Origin of the sequence: Mycobacterium lacus, from assembly GCF_010731535.1 — a bacterium.
Classification (GTDB): Bacteria; Actinomycetota; Actinomycetes; order Mycobacteriales; family Mycobacteriaceae; genus Mycobacterium; species Mycobacterium lacus.
On the sequence record NZ_AP022581.1, the window covers coordinates 3180604 to 3197863 of the forward strand.

Consider the following 17260-nt stretch of genomic DNA (forward strand, 5'->3'; position numbering starts at 1 on the left):
AACGATCGCTCCGACGCCGGACTTCGGTTGACTTAGCCCATCGAGGCTCGTCGCGCTCAGGTTCATCGTGCAGCGCACCCACGGCGACCGCCATCGCCAGTTTCCGGTCTCCCCTGAATTCTCGGCGTCGGCCACGGGCCGCCTCCTGTGCCTTCGCCCCAGGCTTGACGGCAGCCTTCGCTTGTGAATATTTCTTCACAAACCTTGACTGATGATTAGTTCGTAAGTGAAGATATCATCATCTCCTGAGGAGGCATTCCATGACACCCGACGTCGAGGCACACAACGGCTTACACAGCGAGTACGGCGCCCGCAGAGGTGAGCATCCCGGCCGCTCGCGCAACCCCGTGATCAAGGTTCACGACATCGCATGGTTGGAGTTCGAAAAGCCCGATCTGGATCACGCCGAAGCTTTCGGTAAGGCATTCGGATTCGCCGTCGCCGTCCGCACACCCGACGCGCTGCACCTGCGCGGCGCTGACGCCGGAGCACCGTGCGTGCTCATCCGGCGCGGCCGCAGGTCTCGCTTCGTTGGGGCCGCCTTCACCGCCCGCGACCAAAGCGATGTGCAGCGGCTGGCCGACGCGACGGGACGCCGGCCGCGCGATCTGCCCGCACGGCTGGGCGGCCTAACCGTCGACCTGACCGATCCCAGCGGGCTCACGGTTCGTGTGGTGGCGGACACCCATCAGCTCGAGCCGTTGCCGGCTCAGGCGCCGCACACCTTGAACGTCGCGCATGAACTCAAGCGCGTCAACGCGACCCAGCGGCCGCCACGGAGACCCGCCACCGTGCAACGGCTCGGACACCTGGCGCTGCAGACCACCTCGTATCTGCGGACGCTCAATTGGTACCTCGACACCCTGGGAATGATCGTCAGCGACTTCCTGTTCTTTCCCGGCCAGCGCGACCGGGGACCCGCCATGAGCTTCATCCGCTGTGACCGTGGGATGACACCGACCGACCACCACACGCTCGCCCTAGCGTTGGCACCGGCGAACCGCTACCTGCATTCGGCATATCAGGTATGCGATCTCGACAGCCTGGCGGCGGGCGGCGAATACCTCGCCAGCTGTGGTTATCACCGGTCGTGGGGAATCGGCCGCCACATCCAGGGCAGCCAGATCTTCGACTACTGGCGCGACCCGGACGGATTCATGGTCGAGCACTTCAGTGACGGAGACATGTTCGACTGTTCTCTGGAGCCTGGCTGGGCACCGCTGACCGCGTCGGGCCTGGTGCAGTGGGGGCCGGCGCCAACCAGAGATTATCTTGGCACCAGTCGCAAATCCTTACCCCGCGAAGCACTTTCAGCTATCAGCGCGCTCTGCGCCGACAACGAGTTCGATTACCGCCGCCTGATCGGCCTGATCGAAGCGGCCAAGTCATGACCATATCCGTCCTGAGAACCGATGATGCCTGGTGGGTGCAAGTCGCCACCGGCGCAGTCAAAGTCGCGACCGACGCGGTCAGCACCGCAGAGTTGCTCGCCGACCGCGTGGCCATCAGCACGGCAGCGCGACGCAATGACGTCGTGCCCCCCGAGAGCCTGCAACTTGTCTCACCGGTCACGGCACCATGCCGAGTAGTGGCCCAGATGACCAACTTTGCCTCACACGTCGAAGACTCCGGCATGGACCCGAAGAGCATCCCATTGACGTTCTTCCGGAAGGCCTCGGGCTCGATCAGCGGGCCGTTTGACGACATCGTCAAACCCGGTCATGTTCGGTTCCTAGACTACGAAGTCGAGATCGGGTTGGTCATCGGCCGCGAGCTGCGTGTCGGTGCCACGATCGCGGCGGCCAATCTGTCCGACTACGTTGCCGGACTGGTGGTCGTCAACGACGTGTCGGCTCGCGACATCCAGCTTCCCAAAACCCAGTTCTACGAGGCCAAGTCGTATCCGACGTTCACTCCCGTCGGCCCGGCGCTGGTGCTTCTGGATGCCGGCGAGCTTAAGCACTTCGGTGACCTGCGGCTCCGATTGCGAGTCAACGGCGAAACCCGCCAGGACATGGTGGTGGGCACGGACATCATCTACTCCCCCCTGCAAGCACTGCAGGCGCTCGCCCGGTTTCAGCAACTCCAACCCGGAGATCTAGTGCTGACCGGCACACCGGCGGGCACTGCGCTCAGCGCTCCCCCAAAACCGGTGCAAATCATCAGTTCCCTGCTGCCGCCCGCCGTCAGGTGGAAGACCTTCTTCAAGCGGCAGGCGAGAAATGCCAACTACCTACACGACGGCGACCTCGTCGAGGCCACCGTGGCCACCGATGACGGCGCAATCGACCTTGGGACGCAACGAACGGTGGTGCGGTACACGTGAATACATCCCAGAGCGCGGTGCCGGTCGTCATCGTAGGCGCCGGCCCCACCGGTGTCACGTCGGCAATCTTGCTAGCCCAGTACGGCATACCGTGTCTGCTTCTTGACCGGTGGACAAGCGTGTACCCACAACCGCGGGCCGCGCACCTTGACGACGAGATCAGGCGGATCATCGGCCGGCTCGGCATCGGCGATGAATTCGCTGCGACAACGCGGCCGGGGCTGGGTCTGCGGCTTGTCAACAAGGACTTGCGAACGCTGGCTCAGTTCGATCGCGATCCGGCGCACAGCATTCACGGTTTCCCACAGGCCACTATGTTCGACCAACCCGAGCTGGAAGGTATTCTGCGGGCAAACCTAAAGAAACACGACTGCGTTCGCTTTCAAGGAAACGCTGAAGTCACCCATGTCAGCCAGCACGAGCCCGGCCGGGTGCGAGTCAGGTTCACCGATCTCATCAGCGGCGACGAACACGTCGTAGACACCACCTACGTCTTGGGTTGCGACGGCGCCAACAGCGTCATTCGCGCCTGCATCGGCGCGGTGATGGGTGAGCTTCGTTTCGCCCAACGCTGGCTGGTCGTCGATGTGGCAACCGACGCCGCAATCGACCTGTGGGACGGTGTGTACCAAGTCTGCAACCCCGACCGGGCCGCCACCTACATGCGTACCGGCGACAACCGCTACCGCTGGGAATTTCGGCTTCGGGAGGGCGAAACCGTTCACGACTTCGCATCCCCGGAGAACCTCTACCCGTTGATTTCCACTTGGGTCAAAGGCATCTCGGCCGACGAGTTGTCCTTGGTGCGCGTCGCCGAGTACACGTTTGGCGCCGGTGTGGCAAGCTCGTGGCGCCAGCGCAATGTCTTCCTTCTCGGCGACGCCGCCCATCTCACGCCCCCGTTCATCGGCCAGGGCATGGGGGCCGGACTACGCGACGCGGCGAACCTGACCTGGAAGCTTGCCGGCGTGCTGACTGAAAACCTTCCGGCCAGTGTTCTCGAGACCTACGAGCAGGAGCGCAGACCCCACGCAAGGGCCATGATTAGGCTTGCCCTGATCGTGGGATGGTTGATGACGGCCGGCGGGCGACCTGGAAACGCCGTCCGCGACGCTCTAATTCCGCGACTGCACCTCATCCCTGGCGCGCGGCGATTCATCACGAACAGCCAGACCCCCGCACTTCGCGCAAGCGCCCTGGTGCACAAGACGATCGGTGGCCGCCGCCTCGCGGGCCAGTTGTGTCCGAATCCCGCATTGTCTGACGGCGCCCGGCTCGACATGGTGCTCGGAAACCGTTTCGCCGTCATCACCACCGAACCACCCACCGCAGCGCAGCGCGAGCAACTTCGTCACCGCGGGACTGTCATCGTCGATGCGCCGCCGGGAAGCGAACTCGCGCGCTGGTTACAGGGCGGCGGCGTCACGGCGGCGGTCATCCGGCCGGATCGCACCGTCATGCGAGCCGGTCGCCAGCTCACCACCCTGTGTGCCTCGGTACCTCGATTTGTGCTGTCCCGCAATGGCGATAGCGCCACGTCCTATGGGAGATGAAATGCGCAACGATTTTCGCGGCGCCCGCGTGATCATGGGCGTCGGCGCCGCACTCCTCGTGCCAAGCAGGTTGTCGACGATCACCGCTGTTGTCCACTCCGACCAAAAAGGCCGAGCCGTCGGCACCTGGACCGGATTCGCAAGCGCAGGAGCGATTTTGGGTTTGCTCCTCAGCGGCGCGTTGCTCGAGCACTACTCGTGGCGGTCCTTCATCGGGACCGCCGCGATGGCGGCGGTCTCTCTGCTCGTCACGGTGGTGTTGGTGCCCGACACCAAGAGCCTCGCGCTCTCGGCCACTGCGGCCACGAATACCATCGTGGATTCGCTGCCGCCAGACAAACAAGGCGTGGCGTCGGCCATGAACGACGTCACTCGCGAACTGGGTGCGGCACTGGGCATCGCCTTGCTCGCCTCGCTGTTCAGCGACGGGTACCGCGGCCAACTCAAGCTGCCCACCGCGGTTCCCCAACAGGCAGTCGGCACGATCCGCGATCACCGGGCTAACCCTTGTCCTGATGCTTGTGTTCCCGCTGCCACGACGCGGACGACACCGCAAGGTAGCAAGGTACGACGCTTGCCCACGCCTCCGAATCCATCGTGGTGGCCGCCGCGATTGCGTGGGCAACTGCGCGGCACGCCCGTGTCTGTTAAGGAACAACAATGACCATGCCGGCAACTTTGTCCTACACCGAACCGCCGCAGCGGGTGAGGGAAACGCTGCACGAAGGGCTGACCCAAGCCGTTCAGGCTGCAGCGGAGATGGTCGCAGAACTGGGCGACGCCACCCCTGCCCGGGTCAATCAAGACGGCGATATCGAGCACCTTGGCGACGTGACCGCCGTCCATCGGTTGGTCGACGCGCCTGGCGACAGCGAAACTGTCAGATGGCATTTCGTGGAATCCGGCGCCTCTTCAGATCCCACGGTGGTGTTCCTGCATGGACTGCCCGACTCGTGGTGGCAGTGGCACTACGCCCTGGAAGCGCTGAGCCGCCGCTACCACTGCCTGGCGATCGACCTCAAAGGCTATGGCCAATCCGACAAACGCAGCGGTGACTACCGCCAGGCCGGCGTCGCAGGGCAGCTCGGCGCCCTCCTCGACGAGCTGCGCATCGGCGAATTCACCCTCGTCACCCACGACCGCGGCAGCCCAGTCGGCGACCACCTGGTGGCGGCGATGGGTGAACGCGTCCGCGGATACGGTCGCGGCCAGCAACATCTTTGGCATCTACACCCCAGTCTGCACCCCCAGGAACAGCTGATGCTGGCGGCGGAAGCTCCAGCCATGCTCGGCGACGCCAGACGGTTCGTGTCGACCGTCTACACATGGCTCACCGAACGACCGGTCGCCCAACAGGACCTACTGCGCACCGTTGAAGAATTCAGCCATCCCGGAATTGCCACCGCGGTGCCGCGTTACTTCCACTCCTCATCGTTTCGACAGGAGTGGGTGGACCGCCGAACCCGGCTTATTCGGTCCTGGAAGGCTCCGGTGCTGCTGCTCCAGGGCGCCCATGACCGTCTGCAGCCACGCGAGTTTTACCAGGACGCAGAGCTTTTGGGCATGCTTCCGCCTGGCAGCGACGTGCACGTGTTCGACACCGGCCACTTCTGGCCCTTCGAGGCGCCGCAGGCGACGGTCAGCGTCGTCGCCGACTTCTGCGACCGCGTCGCCACGAAATCGTCGTCGCTGAGCGACGGCACGCCAGAACACTGATCGGCCACATCTCAAGCCCACGCCGAAACGGTGAAAGGCAAGCGCCTGATGTTGAGCGATGAGATTGCTGGCACCTGGCAGTTGGTGTCGTATACGGCCCAATCCGACCGGGGCGGCCCGGTCATCTACCCGCTGGGCGCCGACGCCGTTGGGCTGATCATGTACACGCTCGACGGCTACATGTCGGCTCAGCTGATGCGGCCGAATCGATCCGCCCACGTCCATCCGTGTACTGCCGGCACGAACGAGGCTGCGACGGCGGCCGACTATCTGGCCTATGCCGGTCCCTACCGCGTCGACGAGGCTACCGGCGTCGTGTATCACGACGTGGCGGTGTCGCTACTACCCAACTGGGTGAACACGACGCAGCTGCGAAACGTCACCCTGGACAACGATCGGCTGACGCTGGTTGCCGACGTGCCGGCCGGCAGGGCGACGATACGGGCGACCCTGGTGTGGGCGCGCCCAGCCGTAGGGCGCGAAGCGAACTCCGCGCAGGGCAGGCATGACGATGGATCAGGGGGCTGATCGCGAAACACACGACGAACTTACGAGCGAGAACACTTAGATTAGTTGCACGCCCACTCGACGACCCACCCGCCGCCGAGGCGGCTAACGGCATCGATTTCTGCCGCGCCGCGTGTCAAGCCGGCTCCCCCGTGGTACTTCGAGCCGTCATAGGCGACCGCGCCGCACCGAGTGAAGTGGCTGAGCACTTTGCAACTTCGCACGCCGCACTGCTCCAATGCGACTTCTACCGCCCGTGCCTTGGATCGCTGGTGCCACGATTTGCCTATCGCGCCGTTGGGGGCAACGGCGATCGCACCATGGTGGATCACCGGGGGGACAGGCAATTCGGGCATCATATCGGACATCATGATCTCGGACATCGTGCGGTTGTCCATGTAGGCGCCTACCGGCGTAACCAGTAAGGTAGTCAGCCCGGCGGCAGCGCCCAGGCAGGCCACCACAAGCACGGTTCGGCGTCGAAGCTTTGTCATCCTTTCCTGACCCCTTTCCTTTGTGCGGTCCGCCAATCCGTCGCTTCGAGCAGGTTCAGATGACTGGCGAAGTGGGTGCGCCGTGAGCAGCTGGCCGTGGCCGTTACTGCTGGCTCAGCCCCGAACGTGCGTGGCATTACTGGCGCGACATAGCTGCAGAGCAACCCAGCCGCGATGGCCTGCTCGGCCGCGACTTCGGGTGACTGGGTCATACTCGGATTATCTGCGCATATACCCCACCAGGGTAGGGCATAAGGTCCCACCGGGGTAGGGGACAAAGGCCCGTGCGAAACGGCATCGAACCGGGAGCCGACTTCAACGTGTGCGAATACGTCGACAGTGGCCGACAATGAAGCTGAGTCGACCTGCTGACAAAGATGCTAGGAGGCCAGGTGGCAGCCACATACGGGTACGTAGCCCACAAAGACAGCTACGCCAAGCGGCTGCGTCGAATCGAGGGTCAGGTCCGCGGTATCGCGAAAATGATCGAAGACGACAAGTACTGCATCGACGTCCTCACCCAAATCAGCGCCGTCACCAGTGGCTTACGATCAGTAGCGTTGAACCTGCTCCACGAGCACCTTGACCACTGTGTGACCGACGCGATCACCGAGGGCGGCGATGAGGCGCAGGCGAAGCTCGCCGAGGCGTCGGCCGCGATCGCGCGGCTTGTTCGCTCGTAATCGAACCGCGCCAGCGTGGTTGGAAGCGGGGGTGTCTTCGCGTCCTGAGGATCGTCCTCGCCGACGCCATCGCCGGCCGCACGTCGTTCGGTGTGCATTTGCCGGTTCCGCCTACCAGAACCCGTTTGGCATGCAATCATCAGCCGATTCACAGTTGTCGATGCCACGGGAGGCGACATGGCCCACTCGATCGTTCGCACGTTGCTGATCCCAGCTGCGGCTGCAGGGCTGATCGCCAGCGCCGGAGCCTGTTCGTGGTCGATCGGTTCGTCGTCGCATACGGTGAGCAGGAGCGATATCGCCAGCCAGATCACCTCCAAGATGACAGACGCCGCCGGCAACAAGCCCGATTCGGTGACGTGCCCAAACGACCTGCCGGCAAAGGTCGGAGCGCAGATCAACTGTGAGATGAAGGTCAAAGACTCCACCTACAACGTCAACGTCACGGTGACCAGCGTTGAGGGCAAGGACGTGAAATTCGACATGGTGGAGACGGTCGACAAGAACCAGGTCGCCCGCGTCATCAGCGACAAGCTGTATCAGCAGGTGGGCAGTAGACCCGATTCGGTGACCTGCCCCGACAACTTGAAGGGCGTCGAGGGCGCCACACTGCGGTGCCAACTCACCGACGGCAGCCAGAAGTACGGCATCAACGTGACCGTCACCAGCGTCGACGCCGGTGATGTCAGCTTCGATTTCAAGGTTGACGACCATCCCGAATAGTTCGGCACCGGAATCTGTTGTCCGCCTGTGGCTTTCCCATCGCGGCTGCTATCCGGCTCGCGGGGGCTATTGGGCCGCCTTCTTACGTTCGATGTCGGCCAGGGCCGCGGCCAGCTCGGCGCGCTGCGCGGCCGAGCTCTCCCAAGCCAGCTGCCGGTTCTTGACCACCTTGGCCGGAGCGCCGACCGCGATCGAATAATCGGGGATGACGCCGCGGACCACGGCGTGCGACCCCAACACGCAGCCCCGTCCGATCGTCGTGCCCCGCAGCACGGTCACCTTCACACCCACCCAGGTGTCCGGCCCGATCCGCACCGGCGACTTGACGATGCCCTGGTCCTTGATCGGCAGGTTGATGTCGTCCATGCGGTGGTCGAAATCGCAGACGTAACACCAGTCCGCCATCAGCACCGAGTCCCCGATCTCGATGTCGAGGTAGGTGTTGATGACGTTGTCGCGGCCCAGCACCACCTTGTCGCCGAACCGCAGCGAGCCCTCGTGTGCCCGGATGGTGTTCTTGTCCCCGATGTGCACCCAGCGACCGATCTCCAGCTGCGCAAATTCGGGTGTGCAGTGGATCTCGACACCCTTACCGAGAAACACCATGCCGCGCGTGATGATATGCGGGTTGGCCAGCTTGAACCTCAGCAGCCGCCAGTAGCGCACCAAGTACCACGGGGTGTACGCGCGATTCGCCAACACCCACTTCAGCGACGCCAGCGTGAGGAACCTGGCCTGGCGGGGGTCGCGCAGCATCGACCCACGCCAGCGACGATGCAGCGGTGCCCCCCACATACTGGTCATGGGCGGACAGCTTAGCCCGGCGACGATGCGCGCCGGGACGGCGGGCTGAGGAGCCGGGCAATCAGGCCCAGCCCGGCGACGATGCGCGCCGGGACGGCAGGCTGAGGAGCCGGGCAATCAGGCCCAGCCCGGCGACGATGCGCGCCGGGACGGCGGGCTGTGGGAGGCCGAGCCACCACGGGTTACCCTCACCTGTACTCGATCGCTGCTCACACCGAACGACCGGGGCCGCCCGGCAGCGGCCCGCGTTGGACGAAGGATTTGGGTCCCTCCGAGAGGAAAACGTGCTTGCGCGACATCTCCGCGGTGCGCCGCTGCGTTGGCTATCTACGGTTTTCGTCCCTGTGCTTGCCGCCGGACTCGGCGGTTGCTCCAGCACCGACTCGTGGGTCGACGCGGCACCCGCGCAGGGCTGGCCGGCGCAATACGGCGACGCCGCCAACAGCAGCTACACCGCGACCAGCGGCGCCACCAAGCTGACGCTGGGGTGGACGCGCTCGGTCAAAGGGAGCTTGGCGGCCGGGCCCGCGCTCAGCGCGCGCGGTTATCTCGCCCTGAACGCGCAGACCGCGGCCGGATGTTCGTTGATGGAGTGGGAGAACAACGGCGACGGCCGGCAGCGCTGGTGCGTGCGCCTGGTTCAAGGCGGCGGTTTCGCCGGCCCGCTGCTCGACGGGTTCGACAACCTCTACGTCGGCGAGCCGGGCGCGATCCTCTCGTTTCCGGTGACGCAGTGGACGCGCTGGCGCCAGCCAGTGATCGGCATGCCGTCCACCCCGCGGTTTCTGGGAGGCGGTCAATTACTCGTCACAACGCACCTGGGGCAGGTACTGGTTTTTGACGTCCACCGCGGCACCGTGGCCGGCAGCCCGCTGGACCTGGTGGAGGGGATCGATCCCACCGATGCGACCCGCGGTTTGGCCGATTGCGCAGCGGCCCGACAGGGCTGCCCGGTCGCGGCCGCCCCGGCCTTCTCGCCGGTCAGCGCGACGGTGGTGCTCGGCGTCTGGCAGCCCGGCGTTCCAGCCGCGGGGCTGGTGGGGCTCAAGTACCGCCCGGGCCAGACCCCCCTGCTGGCGCGCGAGTGGACCAGCGACGCCGTCAGCGCGGGCGTCATTGCCAGCCCGGTGTTGTCCGCCGACGGATCGACCGTCTACGTCAATGGCCGCGACCAGCGACTGTGGGCTCTCAATGCCGCCGACGGGAAAGCGAAGTGGTCCGTGGCGCTGGCCTTCCTGGCGCAGACGCCACCGGCAGTAACCCCGCAGGGCCTGATTGTGTCCGGCGGCGGCCCCGACACCCGGCTCGCGGCGTTCCGGGACGCCGGCGATCACGCCGACGAGGTGTGGCGACGCGACGACATCACTCCCCTGTCGGCGTCGAGCCTGGCCGGCACCGGCGTCGGATACGTAGTCGTCAGCGGTCCACCCCACGACGCTGCACCCGGCATGTCGTTGCTGGTCTTCGATCCGGCCAACGGTCATACGATCAACAGCTACCCGCTGCCCGCCGCCACCGGATATCCCGTCGGGGTGTCGGTTGGCGCCGACCGCCGGGTGGTGACCGCCACCAGCGACGGTCAGGTCTATAGCTTCACGCCCTAGGTTGCCGCTAGATCGCCAGAGCCGGGATGGCGCTGCGCGGCACCTGGGCTTGGGTGGCCCCGACATACTGCGGCAGCATCTCGCCCTGGGCGAAGTAAAAGATCAGCTGGTCGTCGGTGATGGCGAAGTTCTGGTAGTGCGACGGGTCGAGACCGGTCGAGGGCAATATCGCGGCACCGAAACCGGTCTGACGTTCCAGCTCGCGCTGCACGATCGGGAAGATGCTGTCCAGCGGCGTGGTATTGGGCGCGAACAGGTTGTCGAAGGTGATGGGTTGCTTGGCGCCGAGGTTGTAGTTGAAGGCCTTGTACCACGTCGACGGATGTGCCCCGCCGAGGTCCTGGAAGAACTTGATAACCACGCTGCGGGTGTTGTGCGGCGGCTGGCCGGCGGTGTGCTGTTGCGTGCTGGCGTCGAGTTGATACGGCTGGTCGCGCCGCGGGGAGCTCTGCGCCACGTTGATGAATCCATCGCGGTTTTGCGTAACGTAGTCGGTCAACGCCTGCTGGTCGGGATAATCGACGGGAAACTTCATGTCGAGCGTGTAGCTGGCGCTCGAGGCATGCAGATGGCATATCTGGCCGGCCTCGACGGTGCCGCCCAGGCTCGCGCAAGACGGCGGCGTCGCGGCGGCCGGCCAACCCATCAGGACCACCGGGGCCAACACAGCGGCCGCTATCAAATAACGCATCGTCTTAATCGTCCTCGCAGACCAAAGAGGGGTGGTGGCACCGCAAAGGGGGATCGCAGCCAGCGTACCCGGCCCTACCGCGAGGGCCGGCAGACGAACACTGTTGCGCGACTGGCCAGCCCGGAGCCGATGCGGGTAATCACCACCGACAGTGGCCGGCTGCCGCGCAGCCGCAACCGCCGCCGCAGGGTGTCGGGGTCAACCTGGACGCCGCGAACCAGGATCTCCAGCGCTCCGCAGTCGAGTGCGGACAGCGCCTGACGCAGCCGACGCTCATCGAACGCCAACCGTTCGAGCACCTCGAAACCGCGCACCATCGGTGGCAGCCGGTCACCGGACAGGTACGCGATATCGGGATCCAGCTGCCACAGTCCGTGCCGGGTGCCGTAGTGGCGCACCAGGCCGGCCCGCACGACGGCCCCGTCGGGGTCGACAATCCAGCGCCCCGCGGGCCGCACCGAGCACTCGTCGGGCTCGGCGTCGGTGATCTGTTCGCCGCTATCGAGAACGCTGGCGCGACGGCGCACACCCGGCGCGGCCAATCCGGCCGACCACAAGCACGCCTCCCGGACCGAACCCCGATACGACGTCACCTCCACCTCGCCGTCGAAACCGAGGCGGCGCACCTGCGCGAAATCTATTCCGGGAGAGCACTTTACGGCCAGGCCCCGGCCACGGTAGGCGTCCAGCACCGCGCCCAGGCCGGGCTGGTAGTCATGCGGGCTCAAGCGTCGCCGCCCGCCGCCGCGACGTCCCGGGTCGACGATGACCACCGCGTCACGGGTCACCGGGTGCAGCGCGTCGGCACGGCACAGATCGACCCGGGGTTCAATTGTGAGCCCCAGGTTGTGCCGCGCCATCGCCAGGCGCACGGGGTCGATATCGCTGCCCAGCGCGCGGGCCGCCGAGCCGCGCAGCGCGGCCAGTTCGGTGCCGATGGAGCACGTCGCGTCGTGTACGACAAGACCGGCGAGCCGCCTGGCACGGTGCAGTGCCACCGCCGCCACCGTGGCCTGCTGCAGTGCCTCGTCGGTGAACAGCCAGCCCGAAACATCGCACAGACCGGCCAGCTTGGTCATCGCCCGACGGCGCAGCAGCGTCGTTTCCACCAGGGTCGGCGCCCGGTGGCCGAATCGGGCGCGCACCGCGGCGGTATCGGCGATCCGGGTGGCGTCGGACAGCTCGAATTCGGCGGCCGCCGCAAGCGCCGCGGCACCCGAGTCCGAGCTCAGGTATCTGACGTCGTCCGTGCTGAATTTGATTGCCCGGCTCCTCCTCACGCCGCTGCGCGGCCCGCATCGTCGCCGTGCTGAATCTGATTGCCCGGCTCCTCCTCACGCCGCTGCGCGGCCCGCATCGTCGCCGTGCTGAATCTGAGGCCCGGTGAGTCACTCCTCAGGACGGCTTGACCCCGGTGACTATCACGTTGTAGAACCAGCCCTTCGGGGCGACCCGGCGCCACACGTTGAGGTCAAGCCAGCTCAACGCCTTCCAGCTGGTGAACGCGAACTTCGCCCAGCCCCAGCCCAGCCGCCCCGGCGGCACCGCACATTCGAACGTGCGCAGGGGCCAGCCCAGCATCGCCGCGGTGAACTCCTCGGTGGTGGTTTCGACCTGGACCGCGCCGGCGCTGGTGGCCATCCGTTCCAGGTCGGCGGGCGCGAAGGTGTGCAGGTCGACCAGGGCCTCCAGCGCCGCGGCGCGCGAGGATTCGTCGAGCTCGGCCTGTGGACGACGCCAACCGCGCAGGCCAGGCAGCTTGGTGGCGTTGGTGACGACTCGCCAGGTCAGCGTGGACAGCGCGCGAGCGTAGCCGTCGCCGACGTTGGTCGGCTCGCCGGCGAACACGAACCGGCCGCCCGGCTTCAGGACCCGGATCGCCTCGCGCAGCGACAGCTCGACGTCGGGAATGTGATGCAGCACGGCGTGCCCGACCACCAGGTCGAAGGTGTTGTCGTCATACGGGATGCCCTCGGCGTCGGCCACCCGGCCGTCGATGTCGAGCCCCAGCGACTTCCCGTTGCGGACGGCGACCTTGACCATGCCGGGCGAAAGGTCGGTGACCGACCCGCGCCGGGCGACACCCGCCTGAATCAGGTTGAGCAGGAAAAATCCCGTCCCGCAGCCCAGTTCCAGGGCGCGGTCGTAGGGCAGCCCGCGGATGACGTCGGCGGGCACAATCGCGTCGAACCGGCCCCGGGCGTACTCGACGCAGCGCTGGTCGTACGAGATCGACCACTTCTCGTCGTAGTTCTCGGCCTCCCAGTCGTGGTAGAGCACCTGGGCGAGCTTGCTGTCATGCCGCGCCGCGGCCACCTGCTCGGCTGTGGCGTGCGGGTTGGGGACAGCGTCAGCGGGGATTTCGGTCCTCGTCATGAAGGGCAAGCCTAATGGCCTTCCTGGTCGGCCTTACCGGCACCATCATGACCGGCGGCGAACACCTCGAGGTAGCGGCGGCGCTGGGCGGCGCGCCGGTGGGCCGGCTCCAGGTCGACGATGTCGTTCATGCCGGCCTTGGCGGCGGCCAGCGCATGCGCCGGGCCGTCGAGGAAACGGCGCGCCCAGGCCGCGGCGGCGTCGTACACGTCGTCGGGAGCCACCATGTCGTCGATCAGGCCGAGCGCCAAGGCCTCCTCCGCGTCGACAAAGCGCCCGCTGAAGACCAGCTCCTTGGCTCTGCTCGCCCCGGCCGCGCGGGTCAGGCGGGTCATTCCGTCGCCGTCCGGGATCAGGCCGGCCAGGATCTCCGTCGCGCCGAATTTCGCGTTGTCGCCGCCGACTCGCCAGTCGGCGGCCAGCGCCAGCGTCAGGCCCGCGCCCAGCGCGTATCCGGTGATCGCGGCGACGGTCGGCTTCGGGATCGCCGCCACCGCCGCAATCGCGTCGCGCCGCACTTGCGCGGCGATGCCGGCCTCCGGCGCGGTCAGGGTCCGCAGCTCGGACATGTCGTCCCCGGCGGAGAAGATCTCGTGGCCACCGAACAGGATCACCGCGGCAACGTCGTCGCGGCGGCCGAGTTCGACGGCCGCGTTCGTGATTTCCCGGTAGACCTGGCGGGTCATCGCATTGGTGGGTGGTCTCGACAGGAGCAGCATGGCCAGCCCGGCATCCCGTGAGCCGTCGCTGACCACGACGCTGACGAACTCGCTCAAAACGGCCATCCAGTGGCCCCGCCCGAGATGCGCGCCGCGTTGTATCGGTCGGAGTCGAAGTACTCGATCTCCCAGTTGTCGCCGTTTTGGGTCAGGTTTGGCTGCACCGGCACGATCTGGCGCTCGACGGCCAGCACATCGGCGACGGTGCGGCTGGCCAGTGAGTCCAGCTGTGTCCAGGTCGGCGGCAGCAGGATGTTGCGGCCGGCTGCGAAGTCGTCGAGCGCGTCTTGCGGCAAAGTCCAATCGGCGCGGTCGGATTCGGTGTTCTCGCCGTCGGCGCGCTGGCCCTCCGGTAGCGCCCCCACAAAAAAATAGGTGTCGTAGCGGCGGCTGAGTTCGGCCTCCGGGGTGACCCAATTCGCCCAGGGCCGCAGCAGGTCCGACCGCAGCACCAGGTTTTCGGTGCGCAGGAAGTCCGCGAAGGACAAGGTGCGATCAGCCAACCGGGCGCGGGAGCCGCCGTACACCGAGGCATCCCGGACGATGCCGTTCGGATCGTCGGCCCGCCCGGCGAACAGCACCCCCGATTCCTCGAAGGTCTCCCGGGCCGCGGCGCAGACCAGGGCCTCGGCCAGGTCGGGTTCGATTCCGAACCGCTGCGCCCACCACTGCGGCGGCGGGCCGGCCCAGGCCCCTAGCCGGCCCAAGTCGGCGCTGCGATCCCGCTCGTCGACACCTCCGCCGGGAAACACCATTACCCCGGCGGCGAAGTCCATCGCCGAGTGCCGTCGCATCAGGAAGACGTTGAGGCCGTCGGGGCTGTCGCGGACCAGCATCACCGTCGCCGCCGGGCGCGGTGTCCGGGGCTCGCTGGGTGTACTCATACCTGCCTCCGATGGGCTGGGCGGGTGCGAACCCGCCGGGCGAAGTATCGCCCGTCGACGACGTCCAGGGCGATCGACTGGCCGAACGCGGTGGACAGGTTTTCGGCGGTCAGCACGTCCGGCAACAGACCCGCCGCAACCACCCGCGCCTCCGACAGCAGCATGCAGTGGCTGAAGCCGGGCGGCACCTCCTCCACGTGATGGGTGACCAGCACCAGCGCGGGCGCGTCGGGGTCGGCGGCCAGGTCGGCCAGCCGCGCGACCAACTCCTCGCGGCCACCCAGGTCCAGGCCGGCGGCGGGTTCGTCGAGCAGCAGCAGCTCCGGGTCGGTCATCAGCGCACGGGCGATCTGTACCCGTTTGCGCTCACCTTCGGACAACGTCCCGTAGGTGCGGTCGGCCAGATGCTCGGCGCCCAGGCTCTCCAGCATGTCGATCGCCCGGCGATAGTCGAGATCCTCGTAGCGCTCCCGCCACCGGCCCAGCACCGCATAGCCGGCCGAGATGACGAGGTCGCGCACCACTTCATCGTCGGGCACCCGCTGGGCCACCGCTGAGGAACTCAGCCCGATCCGCGCCCGCAGCTCCGTGACGTCGACCCGACCCAGCCGCTCGCCCAGCACAAAGGCGACGCCCGACGACGGGTGCTCGGCTGCTGCGGCGATGCGCAGCAGCGACGTCTTGCCGGCCCCGTTGGGACCGATGATCACCCACCGTTCGTCGAGTTCGACCGCCCAATCCACCGGGCCGACCAACACGCGCCCGTCGCGGCGCAGCGAAACGTCTCGGAAGTCGATCAACAGATCGGGATCTGCCGCAGCCTCGGGCACCCGATCATCGTGCCGTATGTACCGCGAGCAGACGCAAAAGCCCCCAATTTCGGCCCGAAATGGGGGCTTTTGCGTCTGCTCGCGCAACCTAGTCAGGCGGGATCTCGACTCGGCGCATCACGCCGTCGACGGCGTCGGCGGCCTCGATCTCGCCGCGCGTCACACCCAGCAGAAACAGCACCGTGTCCAGGTAGGGATGGCTCAACGACGCGTCGGCCACTTCGCGCAGCGCCGGCTTGGCGTTGAACGCGATTCCCAGCCCGGCCGCGGCCAGCATGTCGATGTCGTTGGCCCCGTCGCCGACCGCGACGGTCTGCTCCATCGGCACCCCGAACTCGGCCGCGAAGTCGCGCAACGCCTGAGCCTTGCCGGCCCGGTCGACGATGGGCCCAACCACGCGGCCGGTGAGCAAGCCGTCGACGATCTCGAGCTCGTTGGCTTTGACGAAGTCGAGCATCAGCTCCCGGGCGAGCGGTTCGATGATCCGCCGAAAGCCCCCGGAGACCACGCCGCAGCGAAAACCCAAGCGGCGCAACGTGCGTATCGTGGTGCGGGCGCCCGGCATCAGTTCGAGCTGTCCGGCGACGTCGTCGATCACCGTGGCGGGCAAGCCGGCCAAAGTGGCCACGCGCTGCCGAAGCGACTGCGCGAAGTCCAGCTCGCCGCGCATCGCGGCCTCGGTGATCGCCGCGACCGCTCCCTGGGCGCCCGCCCGGGCCGCCAGCATTTCGATGGCCTCGCCCTGGACCAGGGTCGAATCGACATCGAACACGATGAGCCGCTTGGTGCGCCAGGCCAACCCGTAATCCTCGACCGCGACGTCGACATGCTCGTCGATGGCGACCTTCGTCAGGGCGGTTTGCAGCCGGCCATCGACCCCGGGCGGCACCGAGACCCGCAACTCCAATCCGGTGACCGGATAGTCGGAGATGCCGCGGATGACGTCGATGTTGACGCCCAAGGCGGCCACCTCCTTGGCCACCGCGCCGAACGCGGACGCGGTTATCGGCCGGCCCAGCACGAAAATGGTGTGGGTCGACGGATCCCGGATCACCGGCACGTCGTCGCTGCGCTCGATCGTGACATCGAGGCCCATCCCGTGGATGGCGGCTTCGACATCGTCTCGCAACGGGGTACCGTCGGCCACTTCCAGCGCAGCCGACACCAGCACACCCAGCGTGAGCCGGCCCCGGATCACCACCTGTTCGACGTTGAGCAGCTCGACTCCGTGCCCAGAGAGCACCTCGAAGAGCGCGGACGTCACACCGGGTTGATCGACGCCGGTGACGGTGATCAGCACCGACACCTTGGGTGGTTTGGTCACCCGCAAGTGCCGCCCTGCCAGTGCGG

18 protein-coding genes are annotated in these 17260 nt (G+C 66.7%); 9 read left to right on the top strand and 9 right to left on the bottom strand.

The window, feature by feature from the left end; all coding sequences use genetic code 11:
- Positions 1-260: 260 nt before the first annotated feature.
- Genes G6N24_RS14530 through G6N24_RS14555 form a run of 6 tightly spaced genes read left to right on the top strand, consistent with a single transcriptional unit; the run spans position 261 to position 6123 of the window.
- On the top strand, positions 261-1391 hold the full coding sequence (locus tag G6N24_RS14530; protein WP_085162055.1) for a VOC family protein: 1131 nt from the start codon (positions 261-263) through the stop codon (positions 1389-1391).
- Entirely contained in the window at positions 1388-2326 is a 939-nt protein-coding gene (locus tag G6N24_RS14535) for a fumarylacetoacetate hydrolase family protein (RefSeq protein ID WP_085162056.1), read from the top strand. The genes G6N24_RS14530 and G6N24_RS14535 overlap by 4 nt, the downstream gene beginning before the upstream one ends.
- Positions 2323-3879: a bifunctional 3-(3-hydroxy-phenyl)propionate/3-hydroxycinnamic acid hydroxylase MhpA gene (gene mhpA, locus G6N24_RS14540; protein ID WP_232070570.1), complete on the top strand. Its 1557-nt coding sequence runs from the start codon at positions 2323-2325 to the stop codon at positions 3877-3879. Before G6N24_RS14535 ends, mhpA begins: the two co-directional genes overlap by 4 nt.
- A 1-nt stretch (position 3880) precedes the next feature.
- Positions 3881-4543, top strand: a complete 663-nt coding sequence (locus tag G6N24_RS14545) for an MFS transporter (protein WP_163745523.1) — start codon at positions 3881-3883, stop codon at positions 4541-4543.
- Positions 4544-4545: 2 nt separating this feature from the next.
- Positions 4546-5595 (top strand): alpha/beta fold hydrolase, encoded by a 1050-nt coding sequence (locus G6N24_RS14550; RefSeq protein WP_163745524.1) that lies wholly within the window; start codon positions 4546-4548, stop codon positions 5593-5595.
- Between the two features lie 30 nt (positions 5596-5625).
- Positions 5626-6123, top strand: a complete 498-nt coding sequence (locus tag G6N24_RS14555) for a lipocalin-like domain-containing protein (RefSeq protein ID WP_197743093.1) — start codon at positions 5626-5628, stop codon at positions 6121-6123.
- Positions 6124-6164: 41 nt separating this feature from the next.
- Here the strand turns inward: G6N24_RS14555 and G6N24_RS14560 are convergent, their stop codons facing one another.
- Positions 6165-6596, bottom strand: a complete 432-nt coding sequence (locus G6N24_RS14560; RefSeq protein ID WP_085162059.1) for a DUF4189 domain-containing protein — start codon at positions 6594-6596, stop codon at positions 6165-6167.
- 377 nt (positions 6597-6973) lie between these two features.
- Between G6N24_RS14560 and ricR the strand changes: the two genes are divergently transcribed.
- Both ricR and G6N24_RS14570 read left to right on the top strand, forming a co-directional pair.
- Entirely contained in the window at positions 6974-7279 is a 306-nt protein-coding gene (gene ricR / locus G6N24_RS14565; protein WP_085162060.1) for a copper-sensing transcriptional repressor RicR, read from the top strand.
- 177 nt (positions 7280-7456) lie between these two features.
- A complete protein-coding gene (locus tag G6N24_RS14570) occupies positions 7457-8002 on the top strand; it encodes an anti-apoptotic protein (protein ID WP_085162061.1) in 546 nt (181 codons plus the stop codon).
- 66 nt (positions 8003-8068) lie between these two features.
- Here the strand turns inward: G6N24_RS14570 and G6N24_RS14575 are convergent, their stop codons facing one another.
- A complete protein-coding gene (locus tag G6N24_RS14575) occupies positions 8069-8806 on the bottom strand; it encodes an acyltransferase (RefSeq protein ID WP_085162062.1) in 738 nt (245 codons plus the stop codon).
- 314 nt (positions 8807-9120) lie between these two features.
- Here G6N24_RS14575 and G6N24_RS14580 point away from each other — a divergent pair, with 314 nt between their 5' ends.
- Positions 9121-10410, top strand: coding sequence for an outer membrane protein assembly factor BamB family protein (locus G6N24_RS14580; RefSeq protein WP_085162072.1), 1290 nt, complete (start codon positions 9121-9123; stop codon positions 10408-10410).
- A gap of 7 nt (positions 10411-10417) precedes the next feature.
- Here the strand turns inward: G6N24_RS14580 and G6N24_RS14585 are convergent, their stop codons facing one another.
- From G6N24_RS14585 to serB, 7 genes are all read right to left on the bottom strand, one after another.
- Positions 10418-11101 (bottom strand): esterase, encoded by a 684-nt coding sequence (locus G6N24_RS14585; RefSeq protein ID WP_085162063.1) that lies wholly within the window; start codon positions 11099-11101, stop codon positions 10418-10420.
- A gap of 74 nt (positions 11102-11175) precedes the next feature.
- The gene (locus G6N24_RS14590) at positions 11176-12363 is read right to left on the bottom strand and encodes a class I SAM-dependent methyltransferase (RefSeq protein ID WP_085162073.1); all 1188 of its coding nucleotides are present in this window, start codon (positions 12361-12363) and stop codon (positions 11176-11178) included.
- Positions 12364-12496: 133 nt separating this feature from the next.
- Positions 12497-13477, bottom strand: coding sequence for a class I SAM-dependent methyltransferase (locus tag G6N24_RS14595; RefSeq protein ID WP_085162064.1), 981 nt, complete (start codon positions 13475-13477; stop codon positions 12497-12499).
- A gap of 11 nt (positions 13478-13488) precedes the next feature.
- Positions 13489-14253: an enoyl-CoA hydratase gene (locus tag G6N24_RS14600; RefSeq protein WP_139822533.1), complete on the bottom strand. Its 765-nt coding sequence runs from the start codon at positions 14251-14253 to the stop codon at positions 13489-13491.
- Positions 14250-15080 (bottom strand): NUDIX hydrolase, encoded by an 831-nt coding sequence (locus tag G6N24_RS14605; protein WP_085162066.1) that lies wholly within the window; start codon positions 15078-15080, stop codon positions 14250-14252. The genes G6N24_RS14600 and G6N24_RS14605 overlap by 4 nt, the downstream gene beginning before the upstream one ends.
- A complete protein-coding gene (locus tag G6N24_RS14610) occupies positions 15077-15928 on the bottom strand; it encodes an ABC transporter ATP-binding protein (protein ID WP_139822534.1) in 852 nt (283 codons plus the stop codon). Before G6N24_RS14610 ends, G6N24_RS14605 begins: the two co-directional genes overlap by 4 nt.
- Before the next feature lie 70 nt (positions 15929-15998).
- Complete coding sequence (gene serB / locus G6N24_RS14615) at positions 15999-17234, bottom strand: phosphoserine phosphatase SerB (protein ID WP_085162068.1); 1236 nt, start codon at positions 17232-17234, stop codon at positions 15999-16001.
- Between the last annotated feature and the right edge of the window lie 26 nt (positions 17235-17260).

What these genes read in the sequence shown, in the direction of transcription:
- G6N24_RS14550 (WP_163745524.1), top strand. Translation starts at nt 4,546, where the DNA reads ATGCCGGCAACTTTGTCCTACACCGAACCGCCGCAGCGGGTGAGGGAA.
- G6N24_RS14570 (WP_085162061.1), top strand. Translation starts at nt 7,457, where the DNA reads ATGGCCCACTCGATCGTTCGCACGTTGCTGATCCCAGCTGCGGCTGCA.
- G6N24_RS14575 (WP_085162062.1), bottom strand. Translation starts at nt 8,806, where the DNA reads ATGACCAGTATGTGGGGGGCACCGCTGCATCGTCGCTGGCGTGGGTCG.
- G6N24_RS14560 (WP_085162059.1), bottom strand. Translation starts at nt 6,596, where the DNA reads ATGACAAAGCTTCGACGCCGAACCGTGCTTGTGGTGGCCTGCCTGGGC.
- G6N24_RS14595 (WP_085162064.1), bottom strand. Translation starts at nt 13,477, where the DNA reads ATGACGAGGACCGAAATCCCCGCTGACGCTGTCCCCAACCCGCACGCC.
- G6N24_RS14585 (WP_085162063.1), bottom strand. Translation starts at nt 11,101, where the DNA reads ATGCGTTATTTGATAGCGGCCGCTGTGTTGGCCCCGGTGGTCCTGATG.
- G6N24_RS14605 (WP_085162066.1), bottom strand. Translation starts at nt 15,080, where the DNA reads ATGAGTACACCCAGCGAGCCCCGGACACCGCGCCCGGCGGCGACGGTG.
- G6N24_RS14530 (WP_085162055.1), top strand. Translation starts at nt 261, where the DNA reads ATGACACCCGACGTCGAGGCACACAACGGCTTACACAGCGAGTACGGC.
- G6N24_RS14535 (WP_085162056.1), top strand. Translation starts at nt 1,388, where the DNA reads ATGACCATATCCGTCCTGAGAACCGATGATGCCTGGTGGGTGCAAGTC.
- G6N24_RS14545 (WP_163745523.1), top strand. Translation starts at nt 3,881, where the DNA reads ATGCGCAACGATTTTCGCGGCGCCCGCGTGATCATGGGCGTCGGCGCC.
- ricR (WP_085162060.1), top strand. Translation starts at nt 6,974, where the DNA reads ATGCTAGGAGGCCAGGTGGCAGCCACATACGGGTACGTAGCCCACAAA.